General features: G+C 35.8%; 17 protein-coding genes. 12 read left to right on the top strand and 5 right to left on the bottom strand.

The window, feature by feature from the left end:
• Positions 1-65 precede the first annotated feature (65 nt).
• From M2373_RS08930 to M2373_RS08945, 4 genes are all read left to right on the top strand, one after another.
• Positions 66-1,364: an APC family permease gene (locus tag M2373_RS08930; RefSeq protein ID WP_259109731.1), complete on the top strand. Its 1,299-nt coding sequence runs from the start codon at positions 66-68 to the stop codon at positions 1,362-1,364.
• Between the two features lie 250 nt (positions 1,365-1,614).
• Positions 1,615-2,700 carry a peptide chain release factor 1 gene (gene prfA, locus M2373_RS08935; RefSeq protein WP_259109733.1) on the top strand — a complete coding sequence of 362 codons (1,086 nt, stop codon included), beginning with the start codon at positions 1,615-1,617 and terminating at the stop codon, positions 2,698-2,700.
• 87 nt (positions 2,701-2,787) lie between these two features.
• Positions 2,788-3,465, top strand: a complete 678-nt coding sequence (locus tag M2373_RS08940; RefSeq protein WP_259109735.1) for a hypothetical protein — start codon at positions 2,788-2,790, stop codon at positions 3,463-3,465.
• Positions 3,466-3,647: 182 nt separating this feature from the next.
• Positions 3,648-5,759 carry a prolyl oligopeptidase family serine peptidase gene (locus tag M2373_RS08945; RefSeq protein WP_409013196.1) on the top strand — a complete coding sequence of 704 codons (2,112 nt, stop codon included), beginning with the start codon at positions 3,648-3,650 and terminating at the stop codon, positions 5,757-5,759.
• Positions 5,760-5,830: 71 nt separating this feature from the next.
• Here the strand turns inward: M2373_RS08945 and M2373_RS08950 are convergent, their stop codons facing one another.
• Entirely contained in the window at positions 5,831-6,607 is a 777-nt protein-coding gene (locus tag M2373_RS08950; RefSeq protein WP_259109738.1) for a T9SS type A sorting domain-containing protein, read from the bottom strand.
• A 222-nt stretch (positions 6,608-6,829) separates the two neighbouring features.
• Here M2373_RS08950 and scpA point away from each other — a divergent pair, with 222 nt between their 5' ends.
• Both scpA and M2373_RS08960 read left to right on the top strand, forming a co-directional pair.
• Entirely contained in the window at positions 6,830-8,947 is a 2,118-nt protein-coding gene (gene scpA / locus M2373_RS08955; RefSeq protein ID WP_259109742.1) for a methylmalonyl-CoA mutase, read from the top strand.
• 66 nt (positions 8,948-9,013) lie between these two features.
• Positions 9,014-9,505 carry a hypothetical protein gene (locus tag M2373_RS08960; RefSeq protein WP_259109745.1) on the top strand — a complete coding sequence of 164 codons (492 nt, stop codon included), beginning with the start codon at positions 9,014-9,016 and terminating at the stop codon, positions 9,503-9,505.
• 56 nt (positions 9,506-9,561) lie between these two features.
• Here M2373_RS08960 and M2373_RS08965 read toward each other — a convergent pair whose 3' ends face one another.
• From M2373_RS08965 to M2373_RS08975, 3 genes are read right to left on the bottom strand one after another with little or no spacing between them, the layout of a single operon-like run.
• Positions 9,562-10,722, bottom strand: a complete 1,161-nt coding sequence (locus M2373_RS08965; protein ID WP_259109747.1) for an FtsX-like permease family protein — start codon at positions 10,720-10,722, stop codon at positions 9,562-9,564.
• Positions 10,723-10,727: 5 nt separating this feature from the next.
• Entirely contained in the window at positions 10,728-11,375 is a 648-nt protein-coding gene (locus M2373_RS08970; protein ID WP_259109750.1) for an ATP-binding cassette domain-containing protein, read from the bottom strand.
• Positions 11,368-12,801, bottom strand: a complete 1,434-nt coding sequence (locus M2373_RS08975; RefSeq protein WP_259109754.1) for a DUF4836 family protein — start codon at positions 12,799-12,801, stop codon at positions 11,368-11,370. The genes M2373_RS08970 and M2373_RS08975 overlap by 8 nt, the downstream gene beginning before the upstream one ends.
• Before the next feature lie 624 nt (positions 12,802-13,425).
• Here M2373_RS08975 and M2373_RS08980 point away from each other — a divergent pair.
• From M2373_RS08980 to M2373_RS09005, 6 genes are all read left to right on the top strand, one after another.
• Entirely contained in the window at positions 13,426-14,175 is a 750-nt protein-coding gene (locus M2373_RS08980; RefSeq protein ID WP_259109756.1) for a hypothetical protein, read from the top strand.
• A gap of 10 nt (positions 14,176-14,185) precedes the next feature.
• A complete protein-coding gene (locus M2373_RS08985) occupies positions 14,186-15,577 on the top strand; it encodes an RtcB family protein (RefSeq protein ID WP_259109758.1) in 1,392 nt (463 codons plus the stop codon).
• An 83-nt stretch (positions 15,578-15,660) separates the two neighbouring features.
• Positions 15,661-16,206, top strand: a complete 546-nt coding sequence (locus M2373_RS08990) for a nucleotidyltransferase domain-containing protein (protein WP_259109760.1) — start codon at positions 15,661-15,663, stop codon at positions 16,204-16,206.
• Between the two features lie 2 nt (positions 16,207-16,208).
• Complete coding sequence (locus M2373_RS08995; RefSeq protein ID WP_259109762.1) at positions 16,209-16,796, top strand: hypothetical protein; 588 nt, start codon at positions 16,209-16,211, stop codon at positions 16,794-16,796.
• Entirely contained in the window at positions 16,775-17,473 is a 699-nt protein-coding gene (prfH, locus tag M2373_RS09000; RefSeq protein WP_259109764.1) for a peptide chain release factor H, read from the top strand. Before M2373_RS08995 ends, prfH begins: the two co-directional genes overlap by 22 nt.
• Positions 17,460-17,957 (top strand): hypothetical protein, encoded by a 498-nt coding sequence (locus M2373_RS09005; protein WP_259109766.1) that lies wholly within the window; start codon positions 17,460-17,462, stop codon positions 17,955-17,957. Before prfH ends, M2373_RS09005 begins: the two co-directional genes overlap by 14 nt.
• A 27-nt stretch (positions 17,958-17,984) precedes the next feature.
• Here M2373_RS09005 and M2373_RS09010 read toward each other — a convergent pair.
• Positions 17,985-18,139: integrase core domain-containing protein (locus M2373_RS09010; RefSeq protein ID WP_259109784.1), on the bottom strand; the 155-nt coding region annotated here is incomplete at its 5' end.

The following is an 18,139-nucleotide window of genomic DNA, read 5'->3' on the forward strand; positions in this document are numbered from 1 at the left end:
TTTGAAAACATAATGATCCGAATGCGCGTTTCGATGCCTCATTTTTTATTTTTAAAATCTGAATAATGAGTGCGCCTTCACATCAGATCGGCTGGAAAACTGCCGTTGCTATTGTTGTTTCGAGTATGATTGGTACCGGAATTTTTACGACCTTAGGATTTCAGCTGGTAGATATTACAAACACCTACAGTATATTTTTACTCTGGATTATTGGTGGGATGTTGGCCTTATTTGGTGCTTTTTGTTATGCCGAATTGGGCTCTCATTTTAAAGGTAACGGAGGCGATTATCTTTATTTAAAAGAAACATACCATCCTATTCTGGGCTATCTGGTCAGTTGGGTTTCTCTGATTATCGGCTTTTCGTCTCCAGTAGCTTTGGCTGCGCTGGCAATGTCGAAATATCTTTCTGTTTTTGATTATACTTTCGGAACAGGCTTTTCGATAGCGATTATTATTTTGGTATCGATGTCTTTGTCGTTTAGCTTAAAATCATCGAGTAAATTTCATAATTTTTTCACCTTTATCAAAGTCGCTTTTGTTATCGTCCTGATTATTTTGGGAGTTGTGCTTTCAGGTCCTGAAACGGGAAACAGTCTTAGTTTTGGAGAAGGCTGGCAGAAAGAAATGATGCTGCCGGCGTTTGCTACTTCATTGGTTTTTGTGACCTATTCTTATACGGGATGGAACTCAGCTTCTTATATTGCAGGGGAAATTAAAGACGTTCAGAAAAACTTGCCGAAATCTTTAATTATAGGAACTGTTTTTGTGACGGTTTGCTATGTTTTAATTAACTATATTATGCTAAAACATGCGTCTCTGGATCAGCTGGTCGGCAAAGAAGACGTGATGGACAAAGCAGCTAATAATATGCTTGGACTAAGCTTTGGAAAGGTGGTGAATATTTTTATTGCATTGCAGCTGGTGGCAACGATCAGCGGATATTTATGGGTAGGTTCGAGACTTACTCAGGCTTTTGCAAAAGAAAATCATCTGTGGAAAACGTTGTCTGTTAATAACAAAAAAGGAATTCCGGTACGTGCTATTTTTGCCCATACCGTCATTGCTATCTTAATTATTCTTACCGGGACTTTTAAAGAAATTTTTGTATATACTGCTTTTTTATTACAGCTGTTTGCGAGTCTTTCAGTATCTACGGTTTTCTTTCTGAAAAAGAAAGACCGGAAGATTTTTAAGTCGGATCTGTTTTATATTTTCCCTACGGTTTTCTTATTGTTCAGTATTTACATATTGTATTTTACATTTATTCATAATCCCAGAGAAAGTGTTATCGGGCTCGGAATTGTAGCGTTTGGAATTGTTCTGTACCTGATTGATAAAAGACTTTCTAAGCCTGAATCTTAATCTTCTTTAATATTCATTGTGCTCAGAGTATCTCTAAACAAATACTTTTACGAAAGAAAACCAACACCGATAGTTTAAAAAAATTAGCCTGAAAATATTCTTTATTATGCTTTAGAATCCGGATTATCGACCTGTGATCTGTATTCGGAATAATAAACTGCGAAATTTGTAACTAAAGAATAATGTAATGAGATGGGTTATTGAGTTTTGAATTAATTATTCTTATCTTTGCAGCCACAAAAATTCCATAATGTCTAAATCATTAATTCCAAAACTAGAAGCTATAAAACAAAGATATAATGAGGTGGCAGACCTTATTATTCAGCCTGATATCATTTCAGATCAGAAAAGATATTCTTCTCTGAACAAAGAATATAGCGATTTGGGAAAAATTGTAAGAGTATACGATCAATATAAAGGAGCTTTGGATACGATCGAAGAATCTGATGAAATCATTGCTGATGGTTCAGATAAAGATTTTGTTGAATTGGCAAAAATCGAAAAAAACGAAGCTTTAGATAAAATTCCGGGACTGGAAGATGAGCTAAAAGTGTTATTAATTCCGAAAGATCCTGCTGATGATAAAAACGTCATCGTAGAATTACGTGCCGGAACTGGTGGTGATGAGGCTGCTATTTTCGTAGAAGATGTTTACAGAATGTACACCATGTATTTCAAAACGAAAGGCTGGAGACATGAAGTGACAGATTCCAACGAAGCAGCTAAAGGCTACAAAGAATTAATCATGAAGGTGGAAGGTGAAGGCGTATACGGAATCATGAAATTCGAATCCGGAGTTCACCGTGTACAGCGTGTTCCTGAAACAGAGTCTCAAGGTAGAGTTCACACTTCTGCCATTACAATTGCCGTTTTACCGGAAGCTGAGGAAGTAGATTTTGAACTGAATCCTGCAGATATTGAAATGCAGACTTCGCGTTCAGGTGGAGCCGGAGGTCAGAACGTTAACAAGGTTGAAACGAAAGTACAGCTTACCCACAAGCCTTCAGGAATGGTAGTGGTTTGTCAGCAGGCACGTTCCCAGCTGGCTAACCGTGAACTGGCAATGGAAATGCTGAGAACAAAATTGTATGATATAGAACTGCAAAAAGTTCAGGGCGATATTGCCGCACAGCGTAAATCTATGGTATCTACCGGTGACCGTTCTGCAAAGATTAAAACCTACAATTATCCTCAGGGAAGGGTAACCGATCACAGGATCAATAAATCAATGTACAACCTCGATGCCTATATGAATGGTGATATCTCCGAAATGATCGATGCCGTGATCATGGCTGAGAATGCCGAGAAGATGAAAGGTGAGGAAGATAACTACTAATACGAATCTAAAATAAATCAAGCTCTTGTGAATCAAGGGCTTTTTTTGGCGATAAAAACTATGGAAATGTAACAATTTTTTTAAACTATGGGACGAATTAAAAGTATGCTGTTTTTGATGCTAATTTTTTGTGTTGAAAACCTAAATGCACAATCAACTGTTTTAAAACCTGAAAAAGTATTCGGTTTATACTTTAATACTTTCGTGAAGCATGATGAAACTTCTCTTGGAGAGCTTAATGGCTATCTGAAAAACTTTGTTGAGGCTGACGCTGTTTACAATAATAACATAAAAGCAACTTATGAGCAGGAAATAACAAGCTTAACGAATCTTTTCCTTTCCGGATTTTCTGAAAATATCGGGAAAGAATGCAGCGAGGATGTTAAAAATTATTTTACGGCTTTATTCGACCGTTTTAAAACAGCCAGCTATACCATAAAAAATATTGAGACCATGAGAAATGATTATTCTCAGAGTCAGGATGTGTCGGAAGTATTTTATGATGTTGTGATTAAAATTCCGGGTAAAGTTTCTGTCATAGATTTTAAAAACGGAAAAAAAATTAATGCCAAAGAATTAAAAAGTTATTTAAAAAATTTGACGAAAGAGCTTTTGAACGCCAATAAAGAAGTATCTTTTGGAGAAAAGTTTAATTTATACCAGATTTACAAAGGAAATAATGTTTTTTACTGGAATGGAGGCCCTCAGGAGCTTTTGTGGAAATTGAATAATTTTTATTTTAAAAATATTAACTCGGGTAATTAATTATTTTATAAAAAACTATGAAGCAGCCAATATTGGCTTCTTTTTTTGATCTAAATTCGAATCTATGTTTCGGTTATATCCTTTCTGAAAATAATGTTTTGTTTTAAGCTTTATATTTTTGAATGAAAAGCCTTTTTTTTATTTAACACAGATTACGTATTTTTGATAAAATCGAATTTGATATGAACTTTAAACCGATCTTGTTAACAGCCGGGGTTTTATTCTCGGCATCATTTTACTCTCAAAAGATGAATTATCCTAAACCTTTAAAAGGAAATCAGACAGATACTTATTTCGGAACTGCGGTGGCGGACCCGTTCAGAGATCTGGAAAACGATTCTGAAGCTACCAAAAAGTGGGTGGATGAAGAAGTAGCGTTTACGCAGAACTATCTTTCAAAAATACCTTTCAGAGATCAGATCAAAAAACAATTGACAGATATCTGGAATTATGAAAAAATTTCAGCTCCTTTCAAAGAAGGGGATTATACGTATTATTATAAGAACAACGGTCTTCAGGCTCAGTCTGTTTTATACAGAACCCATAACAAAACAAAAGCAACAGAAGTTTTCCTGGATCCCAATAAGTTTTCGGAAAAAGGAACGACTTCTTTAGCCAACCTGTCTTTCAATAAAAAAGGAAATCTGGCAGCTTATTCTATCTCAGAAGGAGGTAGCGACTGGAATAAGATTATCATCATCGACGCAGTTTCAAAAAAACAGATCGACGAAACTATAATTGATGTAAAATTCAGCGGAATTTCCTGGCAGGGAGATGACGGTTTCTACTATTCAAGCTACGACAAGCCAAAAGAAGGAACTGTACTTTCCGGAATGACAGATAAGCACAAAGTGTATTACCACAAACTGGGAACGAAGCAGTCTGAAGATAAATTAATTTTCGGAGGTGAAAAAACACCGAGAAGATATTTAGGGGCTGGTGTTACAGAAGATCAGAGATATTTAATTATTTCTGCAGCAAATGCTACCAACGGAAATGAATTGTACATTAAAGATTTAAAAAACGGAGGTGACTTTGTTCAGATCAACAAAGGTTTTGATATCAACGCCCATATTGTAGATACAGAAGGTGATGATATCTTCATCTACACAGATAAAGACGCTCCAAACGGACGTCTGGTAAAAACAACGATTAAAAACCCGGCTCCGGAAACCTGGAAAAATGTAATTCCTGAAACTGCAAACGTATTGTCTGTTTCTTCAGGAGGCGGATCTTTCTTTGCGACCTATATGGTTGACGCTATCGATCAGGTTAAACAATATGATAAATCCGGAAAACTGATCAGAGATATTGCTCTTCCCGGAAAAGGAAATGTCGGTGGTTTCGGTGGTAAAGAAGAAGAAAAAGATCTTTATTTCTCTTTCAGTAATTATATCATGCCGGGAACGACTTATAAATTTAATGTAGACTCGGGAAAATCAGAAGTATACCAAAAACCAAAAGTAAAATTCAATCCTGAAGATTATGTTTCAGAACAGGTATTTTACACTTCAAAAGACGGAACAAAAGTTCCTATGATGATCAATTATAAGAAAGGAACAAAACTTGACGGGAAGAACCCTACGATTCTTTATGCCTATGGAGGTTTTAATGTAAGTTTACAGCCAGGTTTCTCTGTTACCAATGCCATCTGGATGGAAAATGGCGGTATATATGCCGTTCCAAACATTCGTGGAGGTGGAGAATATGGTAAAAAATGGTATGATGCAGGAACGAAGCTTCAGAAGAAAAATGTGTTTAATGATTTCATTGCTGCAGGAGAATATCTACAGAGCAAAGGATACACTTCTAAAGATTATATGGCTATTTCGGGAGGTTCAAACGGGGGTCTTCTGGTAGGAGCAACCATGACGATGCGTCCTGATTTGGCAAGAGTGGCATTCCCGGCAGTGGGTGTATTGGATATGTTGAGATACAATAAGTTTACTGCAGGTGCAGGATGGGCATATGATTACGGAACAGCTGAAGACAGCAAAGAAATGTTTGAATACTTAAAATCTTACTCACCTTTGCACAATGTAAAAAAAGGAACTTGCTATCCTTCAACTATGGTGACGACAAGTGATCATGATGACAGAGTAGTTCCTGCGCATTCATTCAAATTCGGTGCAGAATTGCAGGAAAAACAAAGCTGTGATAAACCTGTATTGCTGAGAATTGAAAAAAATGCAGGACATGGAGCAGGAAGATCAACCGAACAGGTTATTGGTGAAAGTGCCGATAAATTATCTTTCGCTTTATACGAAATGGGAATTAAGAAATTAGGTAAATAATATTTAAATATCTTTTAAATACAAAGAGGCAGCTTTTTTTGGCTGCCTCTTTTTTTATTTTTAAATGTGAATTAATTCTTTGTAAACTTCGAACTCAATTCTCCTATTTTGTAAATATAAATTCCTTTTGGAAGACTTTCAACGTCAATAGAGATTTTAGAATCTGATACCGAAAAAGACTGAGCCGAAACCAGTTTTCCGGTGATGTCATAAACCTGTACCTTATTGGCTCCGTTTCCGGGATTCATAATGTGTAATATTTTGCTGGTGGGAACAGGAAATGCCGACAACTTACTTGCTGCCTGGATTTCTTTTGCGGCTAATACAGAGGTTGGCAATACATACACATCAGACTGCAAAACAGGATTAAGACCAAGGGTATTGCTATAAACGATTATTTTATTAATATTGGTTACCGAATCATGGAAAATTTCAAAATTTAGTCCATAAGGTAAAGTCGAATTTTGATGGAAATCTTTTAATAAATTTCCGTCTTCATCTATTAATAGTAGCTTTCTGTCCGGGTTTTGTGTGGGGCCATAAGCTTCTACCAGAAATTCGAACTTATTATCCGTATTGAAAACATGTTTTGAAATCGTCAGCAAATTATTCTCAGGATAAAAGATCATATTGTAATTGGCCGGAACGGGAACATTTACTGTTTTATAAAGGGAATAATCAGAATTATAAATTTTTAAGTTATTGTTATTTGATTTGGCAATATAGTAAGTTTCAGTTGATGTTATGTAAGGATATGCTTTTTCATTCGTAAATGTATGCTCCAGTGTAATTTGTCCAAAAACAAGATTGGCGGAAACTAATGCTGCAGAAAATAATAATTTTTTCATGGTTTTTATTAATTAAGAATTAAATAAATCGAATTCGCAAAAGTACTGAAATTTATATTGGGAAAAGAGCTGAAATGACTATTGGTAAATGCTTAATAATCGTTTTAAAAGAAATTTGATGAGCATTGATTATGATTTAAAATGCACTTATTCATTAAATTATAAAGATGAATCTGTTATTTCAAAAATGCTTAATTTTAGCCATCTAATAAATCTGAAAGTATGAGACGGGAAGTTCAAAATAAAACTCCTCAATTTAACATCACTGAAAAACAGACTGAAGTTTATCCATTTGAAAAAGACGGACTACAGCTGAAATCTTCTTACAAAAAAGAAGATGTGAAAAATGAAACGTTAACACAAACTTCTCCGGGGATTGCTCCTTATTTAAGAGGCCCGTATTCTACCATGTATGTTCAGAAGCCTTGGACAGTCCGTCAGTATGCCGGATTTTCAACGGCAGAAGAATCCAATGCTTTTTACAGAAGAAATCTGGCAGCAGGACAGAAAGGTCTTTCAGTGGCATTCGATCTGGCAACGCACAGGGGTTATGATTCAGATCACGGAAGAGTGGTAGGAGATGTTGGGAAAGCTGGAGTTGCTATCGATTCTGTGGAGGATATGAAGATTCTGTTTAATGAGATTCCATTAGATCAGATTTCGGTGTCAATGACTATGAATGGGGCCGTTTTACCGATTTTATCTTTCTACATTGTTGCTGCAGAAGAGCAGGGTGTTTCTCAGGAATTGCTTTCAGGAACGATTCAGAATGACATTCTGAAAGAATTCATGGTGAGAAATACCTATATCTATCCACCGGCACCTTCCATGAAGATTATTGCTGATATTTTTGAATATACTTCTAAGAATATCCCGAAGTTCAATTCAATTTCGATTTCAGGATACCACATGCAGGAAGCAGGAGCGACTCCGGTCCTGGAAATGGCATATACGCTGGCAGACGGTCTTGAATATGTGAGAACAGGGATAAAAGCAGGGATGAATGTTGATGATTTTGCCCCTAGATTATCGTTTTTCTGGGCCATTGGAATGAATCATTTCATGGAAATTGCAAAAATGAGAGCGGCAAGATATATCTGGGCTGAGCTTTTAAAGCAATTCAATCCTCAGAATCCAAAATCTTTAGCATTAAGAACGCATTCTCAAACATCAGGATGGTCTTTAACGGAGCAGGAACCATTTAATAATATTACCAGAACGGCTATTGAGGCTTTATCTTCTGCTTTAGGAGGAACTCAGTCTCTTCATACGAATGCTTTGGATGAAGCGATTGCCTTGCCTACAGATTATTCAGCGAAAATTGCCAGAAATACTCAGATTATCCTTCAGCAGGAAAGTGGTATTTGTGATGTTGTAGATCCGATGGGCGGAAGCAATCTTGTGGAAAGTCTTACGCAGCAGATGATCGAAGAAGCGATGAAATACATCGATGAGGTAGAGCAGGAAGGCGGAATGACAAAAGCTATTGAAGCCGGAATTCCAAAAATGAGAATTGAGGAAGCAGCAGCAAGAAAGCAGGCTAAAATTGATAGTGGTGAAGAGTTTATTATCGGAGTCAATTCTTTTAAATCAGATTTAAAACAGGATCAGATTGAGATTCTGGATATTGATAATACAGAAGTTCGAAGAAAACAAATCGAAAGATTAGACTCTATAAAATTAAATAGAAATACCGAAGCGGTAAACCAAATTCTGGATGAAATCCGTGAAAGTGCAAAGTCTGGAAAAGGAAATCTTCTGGCATTGTGTATCGAAGCAGCCCGCAGAAGAGTCACGCTGGGAGAAATGAGTGATGCCATGGAAGAAAGTTTCGGCAGGTATAAAGCTAATATCAGAACAATTTCTGGAGTATATGCGATGAATGCAGGAAAAAATGAATATTTCGAAAAAGCCCTGAATCTGACTCAGAAATTTGAGGAAGAAGAAGGCCGCCGTCCAAGATTGATGGTTGCAAAAATGGGACAGGACGGGCATGACAGAGGGGCCAAAGTAGTAGCAACGGCATTTGCCGATATGGGATTTGATGTAGATGTTGCCCCATTATTCCAGACTCCGGAAGAAGTGGCAAAACAGGCGGTGGAAAATGATATTCATATTTTAGGGGTTTCTTCTTTAGCGGCCGGTCATAAAACACTGGTTCCGCAAGTGGTTGAAGAATTGAAGAAACTAGGTGCCGACGATATTACCATCGTTGTCGGTGGAGTAATTCCTCAGCAGGATTATGAGTTTTTATATGCCAACGGAGCTGATTTTATTTTCGGCCCCGGAACAAACCTTCCTAAGTGTGCTGTAGATATTTTAGAGAAATTTTTAAACTAAATTAATCTTTTTAACGAATAAATTGCATGGCATTTGTACTGTAGACCATAACCAAAACAAAATATTATGGCTTATACAGTAGTTTCAGTATTTCCACAAACTGTAGACACAGAGGAAATAAAAAAAGATTTAAGAGAAAAAGGTTTTAGTGAAGCAAATATTATTGTTTCAAAATCAAATGTTGAAGCAGGGCTCAACCATTATCAGGAAGACGAAAAAACAAGAGGATTCTTTGATTATGTCTTTGCCCACGATGCAGAAATGTTGGATGCTTACAGAACACACAGCGTAGGAAAAAATAATGTTGTTGTATATACTGATGATCTTGATAAGGCCAGATTGGCAAAATCTGTTCTTAATGAAAAAGGTGCTCTTGAAGTATACAGAAAACCATCAGATCAGCAGAAAGATATTCCTGAGGGGATGACTGAGCAGGAATATGACGGTATTATCGCAAAGGCGAAACACAATATTTATTTTCTTGATCCGGAAAGAACCTATAGCCCAAACAGCAGAGGAATGGGAGATACAATGGATGATTTGGGATCCAAGGATTAAAAATAATTTCCAGTTGAAATAAAAACGACCATCAATCTGATGGTCGTTTTGTTATATTAGATTTTCCATGACCTTATCAGCCATCGGTAGATCAGTTCTTTTACAAAGAAATAAACCAATATCGGAATGACAACAATAGCCAGCCAAAGCAACGGATTGATATAAGCAGATAATAATCCGTTGGAAACACTTGATTTTGCTACAAAATATTGCCCGGCAGCAATTAAGCCCAAACTTAACGTCAAAACAATCATTAAATTGATGCTGAAACGTCTGCTGATATCGCTTACCATCTTTTTAGGAGAATAACCCAGACTGTTTTTAATAGAAACTTCTTCCTGTGTTTCCAGAAACTGGATTTTAATGAAGCTTACAATAATATAAAGGCAAAGAGCAAAAATGAAAATCCCCAGAACTGCAATTACTTTTAAAACAAGAAACAGTTTAGATTTGATCTTCGCAGAGCGCAGACTTTCCTGATTGGATTCATAATTGTTTTCTTTCATTTTAGCGATCAAACCTTCATCACCGGAATCTTTGACCTGTACCAAAACTCTGTTGTAGATTTTTGGCTGGTTGGCCAATTCAGGTTTTGCAGCTAAATTCAGAGAATCAAGAAATTTTTTCGGAATCAGAACAGAATGAATTCTATCCGAAAGCCCTACCATTCGTCCTTTATAGCTTTTATTCTCTTTGTTGACAACAATATTGATGTTTACATCAATTTTTTTTGCAAAATCTTCCGAAATCTGCGGCAGACCTTGGTTTAAAGCAAATCCGTAATTATAAAGATTCAGATATTCTCTTGAAATAATAATCGGAATTTCATCACCTCTTACCTGGAAATCTTCCTCAGTTAAAGGAACGTCAATGGCTTTGATATCAACACCTTCAAAATAAAGATCCGTGTAAAAAGGAATAAAATCTCCCCCATTGGCAGATGCTTTAAATTCGTTGGCTGAGAAAGGATAAATGCTCTTTACTTCTTCCCATTGTTTCAGCTTTGCAATATCATTTTCATTAAACCCGAGAAGCTCTTTTCTTCCAATATTATCAGGCGTAATTTTCTTGCTGAAAGTCAGCCAGTAATTACTGTCACTGCTTTTACTTCCAAAAAGCCTGTTGGCATTTTCATACAACTGCAGACAGGAAAGCACTAAAATAAATGCTATAAATAATCCTGCATACAATATCATTGAATTAAAAATTTTCTTCATACGCTTTATAAATGAAGAATTTGGTATTCATGCTCAAAAGGGAATTCATTCAGTTCAAAAAATATCACTGAGCTTCCGCTTTCCTGAGACACTTCGTTAATGAGTGAAAACGCAATTTTTTTGTTGTTTAAATCCAGATGACTGAAACATTCATCATAGATCAGAAAATGAGTAGGATTTACTAAACTTCTTACAATAGCGCTTCTCTGTCTTTCACCATACGAACAGTTTTCCGCTTTTTTATGAAGCAGATTTTCTATTCCTAATCTTGTTGCATACTCTTCCATTTTAGGAATGAATTTTTTTCGGTCTTTATTAAAAACCCGAAGCAGTATATTCTCAGAAATTGTAAGATTTTTAATCAGTCTTACATCCTGAAAAAGTAAGCTCACGCCGTCTTTTCTATTCTCTACAATTTTTTCGAGATGAAGTTTTTTTACAACCTGTTGGTCATATTTTATATCTCCGTCATATTGAAAGTGGGTACCGAGAATAGCGGTAGCCAGTGTAGATTTTCCACTCCCGGAAGGGGCGACAATCAGGAATTTATTCCCTTTCCGGAAAGAGATATTCTTTTTCCAGATCTCAGATTGCTCGATATTTCTGGGAGTGAAATATTTAGGTGAAATATTTTCTAAAACAATATTATCCATTCATTATTAAATAATACAGTGCGTTTTCATCTTTTTTATCTAAAGTGAATACGGTTTTTGAAACCAGATTTCCTCCTTCCTCTTTAGATTCATTAACCATATCTACAACTTTTACACTCGCTTTTTCTCTCTGATTATAGTCATTTCCATCAGACCATGAATAAGCTGTGATTCCGGATTTTTTATCAAGCTTGGCATTTTTTCCGGCTTTCTTGTTCTGAAACTGATAAATCACATTGTTGTCATCAGAGAAAATTACCTGATTGTCACCAATCATATATTTTTTGCTGGCACCTAGCGGTCCTTGTAATAATGAAGTAATATTATCTTTTTTCTTTGGATTAAATCCTAAAACAACAGCATTGTTAGCTCTGTAATATTCCAAAGAATCAGCAGGATTAGCCTTAAAGTCTACAAAAGCATAATCACCTGTGAAAGTAGATGTAATGTCTTCCAGTGTTTTGTTGGTAGAAGCTAAATAATGGTTAACCGTAGCTTCAAAACCTGCTTCTTTTACCAGATATCTCATGAAATCTAAGCTGAAGAATCCGATCGTGAAAGATTTGGCATTATCCAATTCTACATTTTTTACAAGATCATAATCTACCTTGTTTTTGTCGTAATATTTTTCAACCACTTTCTTCATATCTGCATTAAAGAAAGTTTTCGTATCCATTTCAGCTTTTCCTTTATCAAAATTGAAATCAAAACCTACTCCGGAATCTTTAATTAGTTTATTCACAGCAAGAGTTTCGATATATCCTTTGGATGCATAACTCGCTACGGCAGCAAGATTTATCCATCCACTGATGTCTTTATTGTCTACCAAAGATTGATTGACCTGGTCTTTAATTGCTGCATTAGTTGTTCCTTTTCTTCCCCAGAAATCTGTGAAATATTTTTCATTAAGCTTTGCGGATGGCTCAGGAGTATTGTAAGAATTGTATCCTGCATAAGGGTTGTATGACTTTTCGCTGGAAACAATAGCCATGTCTCCTTTGATGCTTCCTGTTAATTTTCCGTCAGCATAGATGTAATCTTTTTTGTCAACGGTAATTTTACTTTTTGTAAGATCAGACATACTTTTCTGGAACTTCGCTTTGTCGCTGATCCAGAAAAAAGCTTTTGCATCAGGATCTGAAGTAGATTTTCCCTGATCAATAATAAAATAAAGAGGCTTATCTGTATCGATACCCGATTCTTGTGGTTTGTTTACCAGTTGCAGAAAAAATTTTTCATCCTCTTTCAGATCTTTTTTTTCCTTTAAAATTTTGTCGACAGGAATTTTGCCGGAAATTGTTTTCAGATTCACTCTTGACAACCCTAAGGTAGCATCTGTAGTGTACGTTAAAACTTCGTCATTATTCTTGTTGGAATTACAGGAAAAAAGAATGGCCAATGTAAATACGTAAAATAACGATTTCATTAAAGTGTTTTTCATAATTATTTAGTATAAGAAAGCAAATATAGCATTTTGTCTTGAATGACAACCAATTGGAAAAAAATAGAAATCAATAAAAAAGTTTTCATTTTAAGAAAAATTTATATATTTGCACCAGAAAATAAAGTTTAACCATTTAAAAAAACAACGAAGCAATGTTCAAATTCAATCTACATTCAACAGTAGGATTGCCTTTTGCAAAGGCGAGGCTTCGTGGTATGGTACATTCTTAGAATAATAGTATAATGATATATCAAAACCCGAAGTCGTAGAGATTTCGGGTTTTTTATTGCGCAATATTTCAAAACTCAAATCAAGTTTTCCCGAAATCTTTTTTTATAAAATTTAGGAGCTTATCCGAAGAGTAGTTTTTAGGAGCTGTTTCCCGCTATCCACTGTATCTTTTTTATTACGGCCGCAACAAAAAAGGATGCCGTTTCTATCGGGGCTAGGAGAAGGTTACCGCTAAACGAAACCTCATAGGTTTCAAAAATCTATGAGGTTTAAATAGAAAGTCAACTAAAAGTTAAGTTGATAAAGATTTAATACAAAAATACAGTTTCAGAAAATCTGAAATCTGATGTCTTGTATCTAAGATCTAATTAATAAATGGAAAAAGATAACCTTCTGTTTTCAAGATTGAGAAATCTGAGAAGCAGAAAAAGAGCAATTAAAAAAGATGTAGAAAAACAGATCAGGAAAAAGTATAAGCGTAGTAGCAGGCTTTGGAAATTAAGAAGGGAAATTCCGTTGCTTCCTTTAGAAAAGCCTTATCAGAAGGGATTTGTAAGATCCTTTGTGGTAAGAGATGAAGTGATGAGAACAAAAGACGGAGAATTTTTCAACAGCATTTTGAATAAAATCAACACGAAAATGTATTCTGAAACCCGAAAGTTCTTAAAAAAGAAAAGAAAATCCGGACGAAGAATTTATGTTGAGAGAGAACAAAAAATGGCCAGCCTTTCAACCTATCAGTGGAATGATCCAAAATTGGGATTGACGGCTAGAGACAGACAGTATTTTCTGAAAAGAGAAGAGTATTGCCCCATCAGAAAAGCAACAAATATCTACTACGAATTTATTGAACCATGGAGGTTTGTATTGAGGGTAAAGCCTTATATGATCACTCATTATAAACCTTTAGACTCAGATTTGGAAAAAGAAATTGATGAACTCGATTATTTTTTAAGTCAGTATAAAGTGGCGGGAATTATTCATAAAACGATTTATGGAAAACGCAATCCATGGAAAGAAAAATACAAGCGTGATCAGAAGAAAAGCAGAAAATGCTTTCACTACAATGGGTCTGCAACAGAGATTGCAGAAAATTCAGAGGACGAAAATGTCCTGAAATTTTAAAACAGAAACAATGGGAAATTTAAAACTTAAAGGTAAAGATATATTAAAAATAGGCTATCCAAATAATCAGAGTGTCAATATTGCTTTGGAAGTCATGAAAAGAAATTTTGCAACGAAAAATATTCATCATGTAAAATCTCTTTTAAAAGAAATTCTGACTAATCCGCAACAATTCGAAAATGATTTAACGTTCGGACAAATTGCAGAAGCTTTGCTTTCATCAAAGAAAACAGAAAAAAGATTGCTCAATACAAACAGAGCGACGTTCAATATTTTTGGGAATAATATTTCAGAGGAAGCAAAAAACCAGTTGTACACGGCTTTAAAACTTCCAATTTCGACGCAGGGCGCTTTAATGCCCGATGCGCATAGCGGTTACGGGCTTCCGATCGGTGGAGTTCTGGCGGTAGAAAATGCCGTGATTCCTTATGGGGTCGGTATGGATATAGGCTGTAGAATGTCACTCAGTATTTTGGATACTCCGGTTTCATATCTTGACGGAGCGAGAGATAAATATGAAAAAGCTCTTGCTGAGCATACCAAATTCGGAATGTACGAAACGCATAAATCTCATGTCGAACACGAAATTTTCGACAGGGATACTTTTGATCTGATTCCGATTTTGAGAAGATTAAAAGGAAAAGCGATCAAACAAATGGGTAGTTCCGGAGGTGGAAATCACTTCGTAGAATTCGGAGAGGTTGAAATTACAGAAGAAGATGTACAGATCGGACTTCCAAAAGGAAAATATCTCGGAATATTATCACACAGCGGTTCGCGTGGTTTGGGTGCAGAAATCGCACAATATTATTCAAGAGTGGCAACAGAGCAGTGTCCGTTGCCAAAAGAGGCGCAGCAATTTGCGTGGCTGGATTTGAGTACACATCTCGGTTTAGAATATTGGACCGCCATGAATTTAGCCGGAGATTATGCTTCAGCCTGTCATGATGATATTCACCGAAGATTGGTAAAAGCGGTTGGAGGACGAGTAAAAGCCAGAATCGAAAACCATCACAATTTTGCATGGAAGGAAATTCACAATGGAAAAGAAGTGATTGTCCACAGAAAAGGAGCCACTCCTGCCAATGAAAATGAATTGGGAATGATTCCCGGTTCAATGACGGCAAAAGGATTCATTGTTCGTGGAAAAGGAAATCCGGATTCTTTGAATTCGGCTTCACACGGAGCCGGAAGAGCTCATTCGAGAGGAGAATGCAGAAATCTTTTCACTCAAAATGATATTAAAAAGGAATTAAAACTCAAGAATGTCACGTTGATGGGTGGAAATACCGAAGAAGCACCCATGGCGTACAAAGATATCAACGAGGTGATGAATGCCCAAAGTGAATTGGTCGATATCCTTGGAACTTTTCAGCCTAGAATTGTAAGAATGGATAGGTAAATGAGTTGAAAGGCTGGAGTTGTTGGTTGATAGATTTTGATTAACAACTACCAGCCATCAACAATCAACAAAAATTAACAAAAATGGGAGCACCACACAATATAAAAAGATACGGTGAAGTCTGGCCGGAATTTAGAATTGAACACGGACTGGAAATTTTAGAAAAATTAAAAGATAAAGTTATTTTATCAGGAGGATGGGCGTGGCATTTTATGTCTGAAATCGGGCATACAGAATATAAGCATGCTCATGACCACAAGGATATTGATGTTTTTGTAAGGAAAGAAAATGTGGCTGAAGTGGTTATGATTCTTCAGCAGGAAGGGTTTCAGAAAGTTTGGACACGCTATGATCATTTACCAAGTAAAGAGAACTTTCGCAGATATGAGAAGACAATCGAATTGGGAAGCGGAAAATTTCACAGAATTACAATTGATTTTTTTGAAAGAAATGATTTAGAAACTGTTGAAACAAACGGATTTACTGTTGTAAAACCTGATGTTTTACTTTCGTTTTACAGAAATATTCATTCCAGCGATAAATGTTGGGCGGTGATGGCTGCAAAAAATTTATTACAAAAGGGAATTGATCCTGTAGGTCATCCGCGATTAAGTGAAATGCCAAAATAGAAATGAAAAAAATATACAAACAAGAATATTTCAATTATCATGAAAGCATTCTCGTTGTCTGTCAGGATTGCGAGAACGATGCAACTGTGAAAAATGAATATTGTCATAAACAGACAACTTTAGAATGCAGGCATTGTGATTTGAAGAAAACGGGATTGGATTTAATTGCTTATAAAGCTTTTATCAATCTTTATTGTCCGGTTTGTGCACATCAAATTCGTTATGAGCAAGGAAATTTTAAAGAAAAGCCTAAGAATATTAATGTAAAGTGTGATGAGTGTGATTCTTCATTTCAAATTCAGCCAAAAACAGAGAAATATTTGAACTCTTATCCGAAAGAAGAGGGCTTGATCCATGATCCTGTTTTCGGATGCCCGTATTATTTTCAGACAGATTTTAAAGGAAAATTATTCTGGGCAAAAAATATGGAACATCTGTTGGAAATGGAAAATTATGTTTCGTCGGATCTTAGGATAAGGCTGCCTTACAAAATGCGGATGGTAGAAAAATTACCAACATTTATTAAAGATGCTAAAAACAGAGAAGCCATCTTAAAAATTTTACAAAAATGGAAAAACTTATACAAATAACTTCAGGAAGAGGACCTTTAGAGTGCCAGTGGGTAGTCGCTAAAGTTCTGAAGGTCTTTCTTGAGGAAGCAAAAGATAACAATATAGACTACGAAATTATTCATCGTGAAAATGGTGATGAAAACCTGACCTTAAAATCTGTGACTCTGCTTTTAAAAGGAAAAAAAGTAAGCGAATTTTTAAAAACCTGGCTGGGAAGTATTTCCTGGACAGGGAAAAGCACATTCCGAAAGCTGCATAAAAGAAGTAATTGGTTTATCGGAATTTTTGAACTGGAAGGTTTGGAGAAAGTTGGTTTTAATGAAAAAGATATTCAGTTTCAAACAACAAGAAGTCAGGGAAGTGGCGGACAGAATGTGAATAAAGTGAATACGGCTGTTCGTGCGACGCATATTCCCACAGGACACAGTGTTTTCGTACAGGATTCCCGTTCACAATTGGAAAATAAGAAACTGTCGGTCACAAGATTGAAAGAAAGGGTTTTGGAACAGAATATTATCCGGCTTCAGAAAAGAATGCAGGAAACCTGGAACAACCATCTCCAGGTACAAAGAGGAAACCCGATCCGTACATTTTCGGGAACAGATTTTAAAAAGAATTATCAGGAAAAATCTTTTAAAAAACAGAGAAATATCCTGAAAAACGAATTAAAAAACTACAAAAATGACCTTAACTAAAAGTAAATATTACTTCGAGGCTTTAGATAATTATCCCTATAGTTTACCGGATTGTCTGGAAGCGCTAAATTATGCATTGTCCTATGATCCCGAAGATGCAGACAGTCTGTGTCTGATGGGAAGGATCTACAGCGAGATGCTCATCGATTATGAAAAAGCAAAGCTGTATTTTGAAGAAGCGATGCTGTGCGATGTAACGAATTTAAATGTTCCTCAATATTATATCAAATGTCTGTTAGACAATGAGGATTTTAGGGAAGCTGAGAAGCTGATCCAATATTCATTGAAAATAAAAGGAATTGATAAAGCAACATTATGGTTTTACAGATCTTTGCTTTCAGAAAAAAGAGGAAGTTTTGCGAATGCTTTGAAATTTTTAGATGATGCAGAAAAGTTTTGCTTTACCGAATATAGCTTGAATGTTATAAAGGACCGCAAGAAATTTATCAAATCAAAAATGCCCAGAAAAAAGCAAAATGACTAGTCCTAAAATAGGTTTACAAGTTATCAATTACAATATTAATCCGGAAGATGTTAATTTTCCGGATTTTTTATGCATTGTTTCCGGGGTTTTCATCTTCAGACTCAGATGTGGTCTTTTGTTGTTGTAAATATAAATACTTTCTTTAACCATTTGTTTTAAATCATGAATATTTTTGCATTTAT

This window comes from Chryseobacterium sp. JUb7 (genome assembly GCF_024806495.1).
Lineage (GTDB): Bacteria > Bacteroidota > Bacteroidia > Flavobacteriales > Weeksellaceae > Chryseobacterium.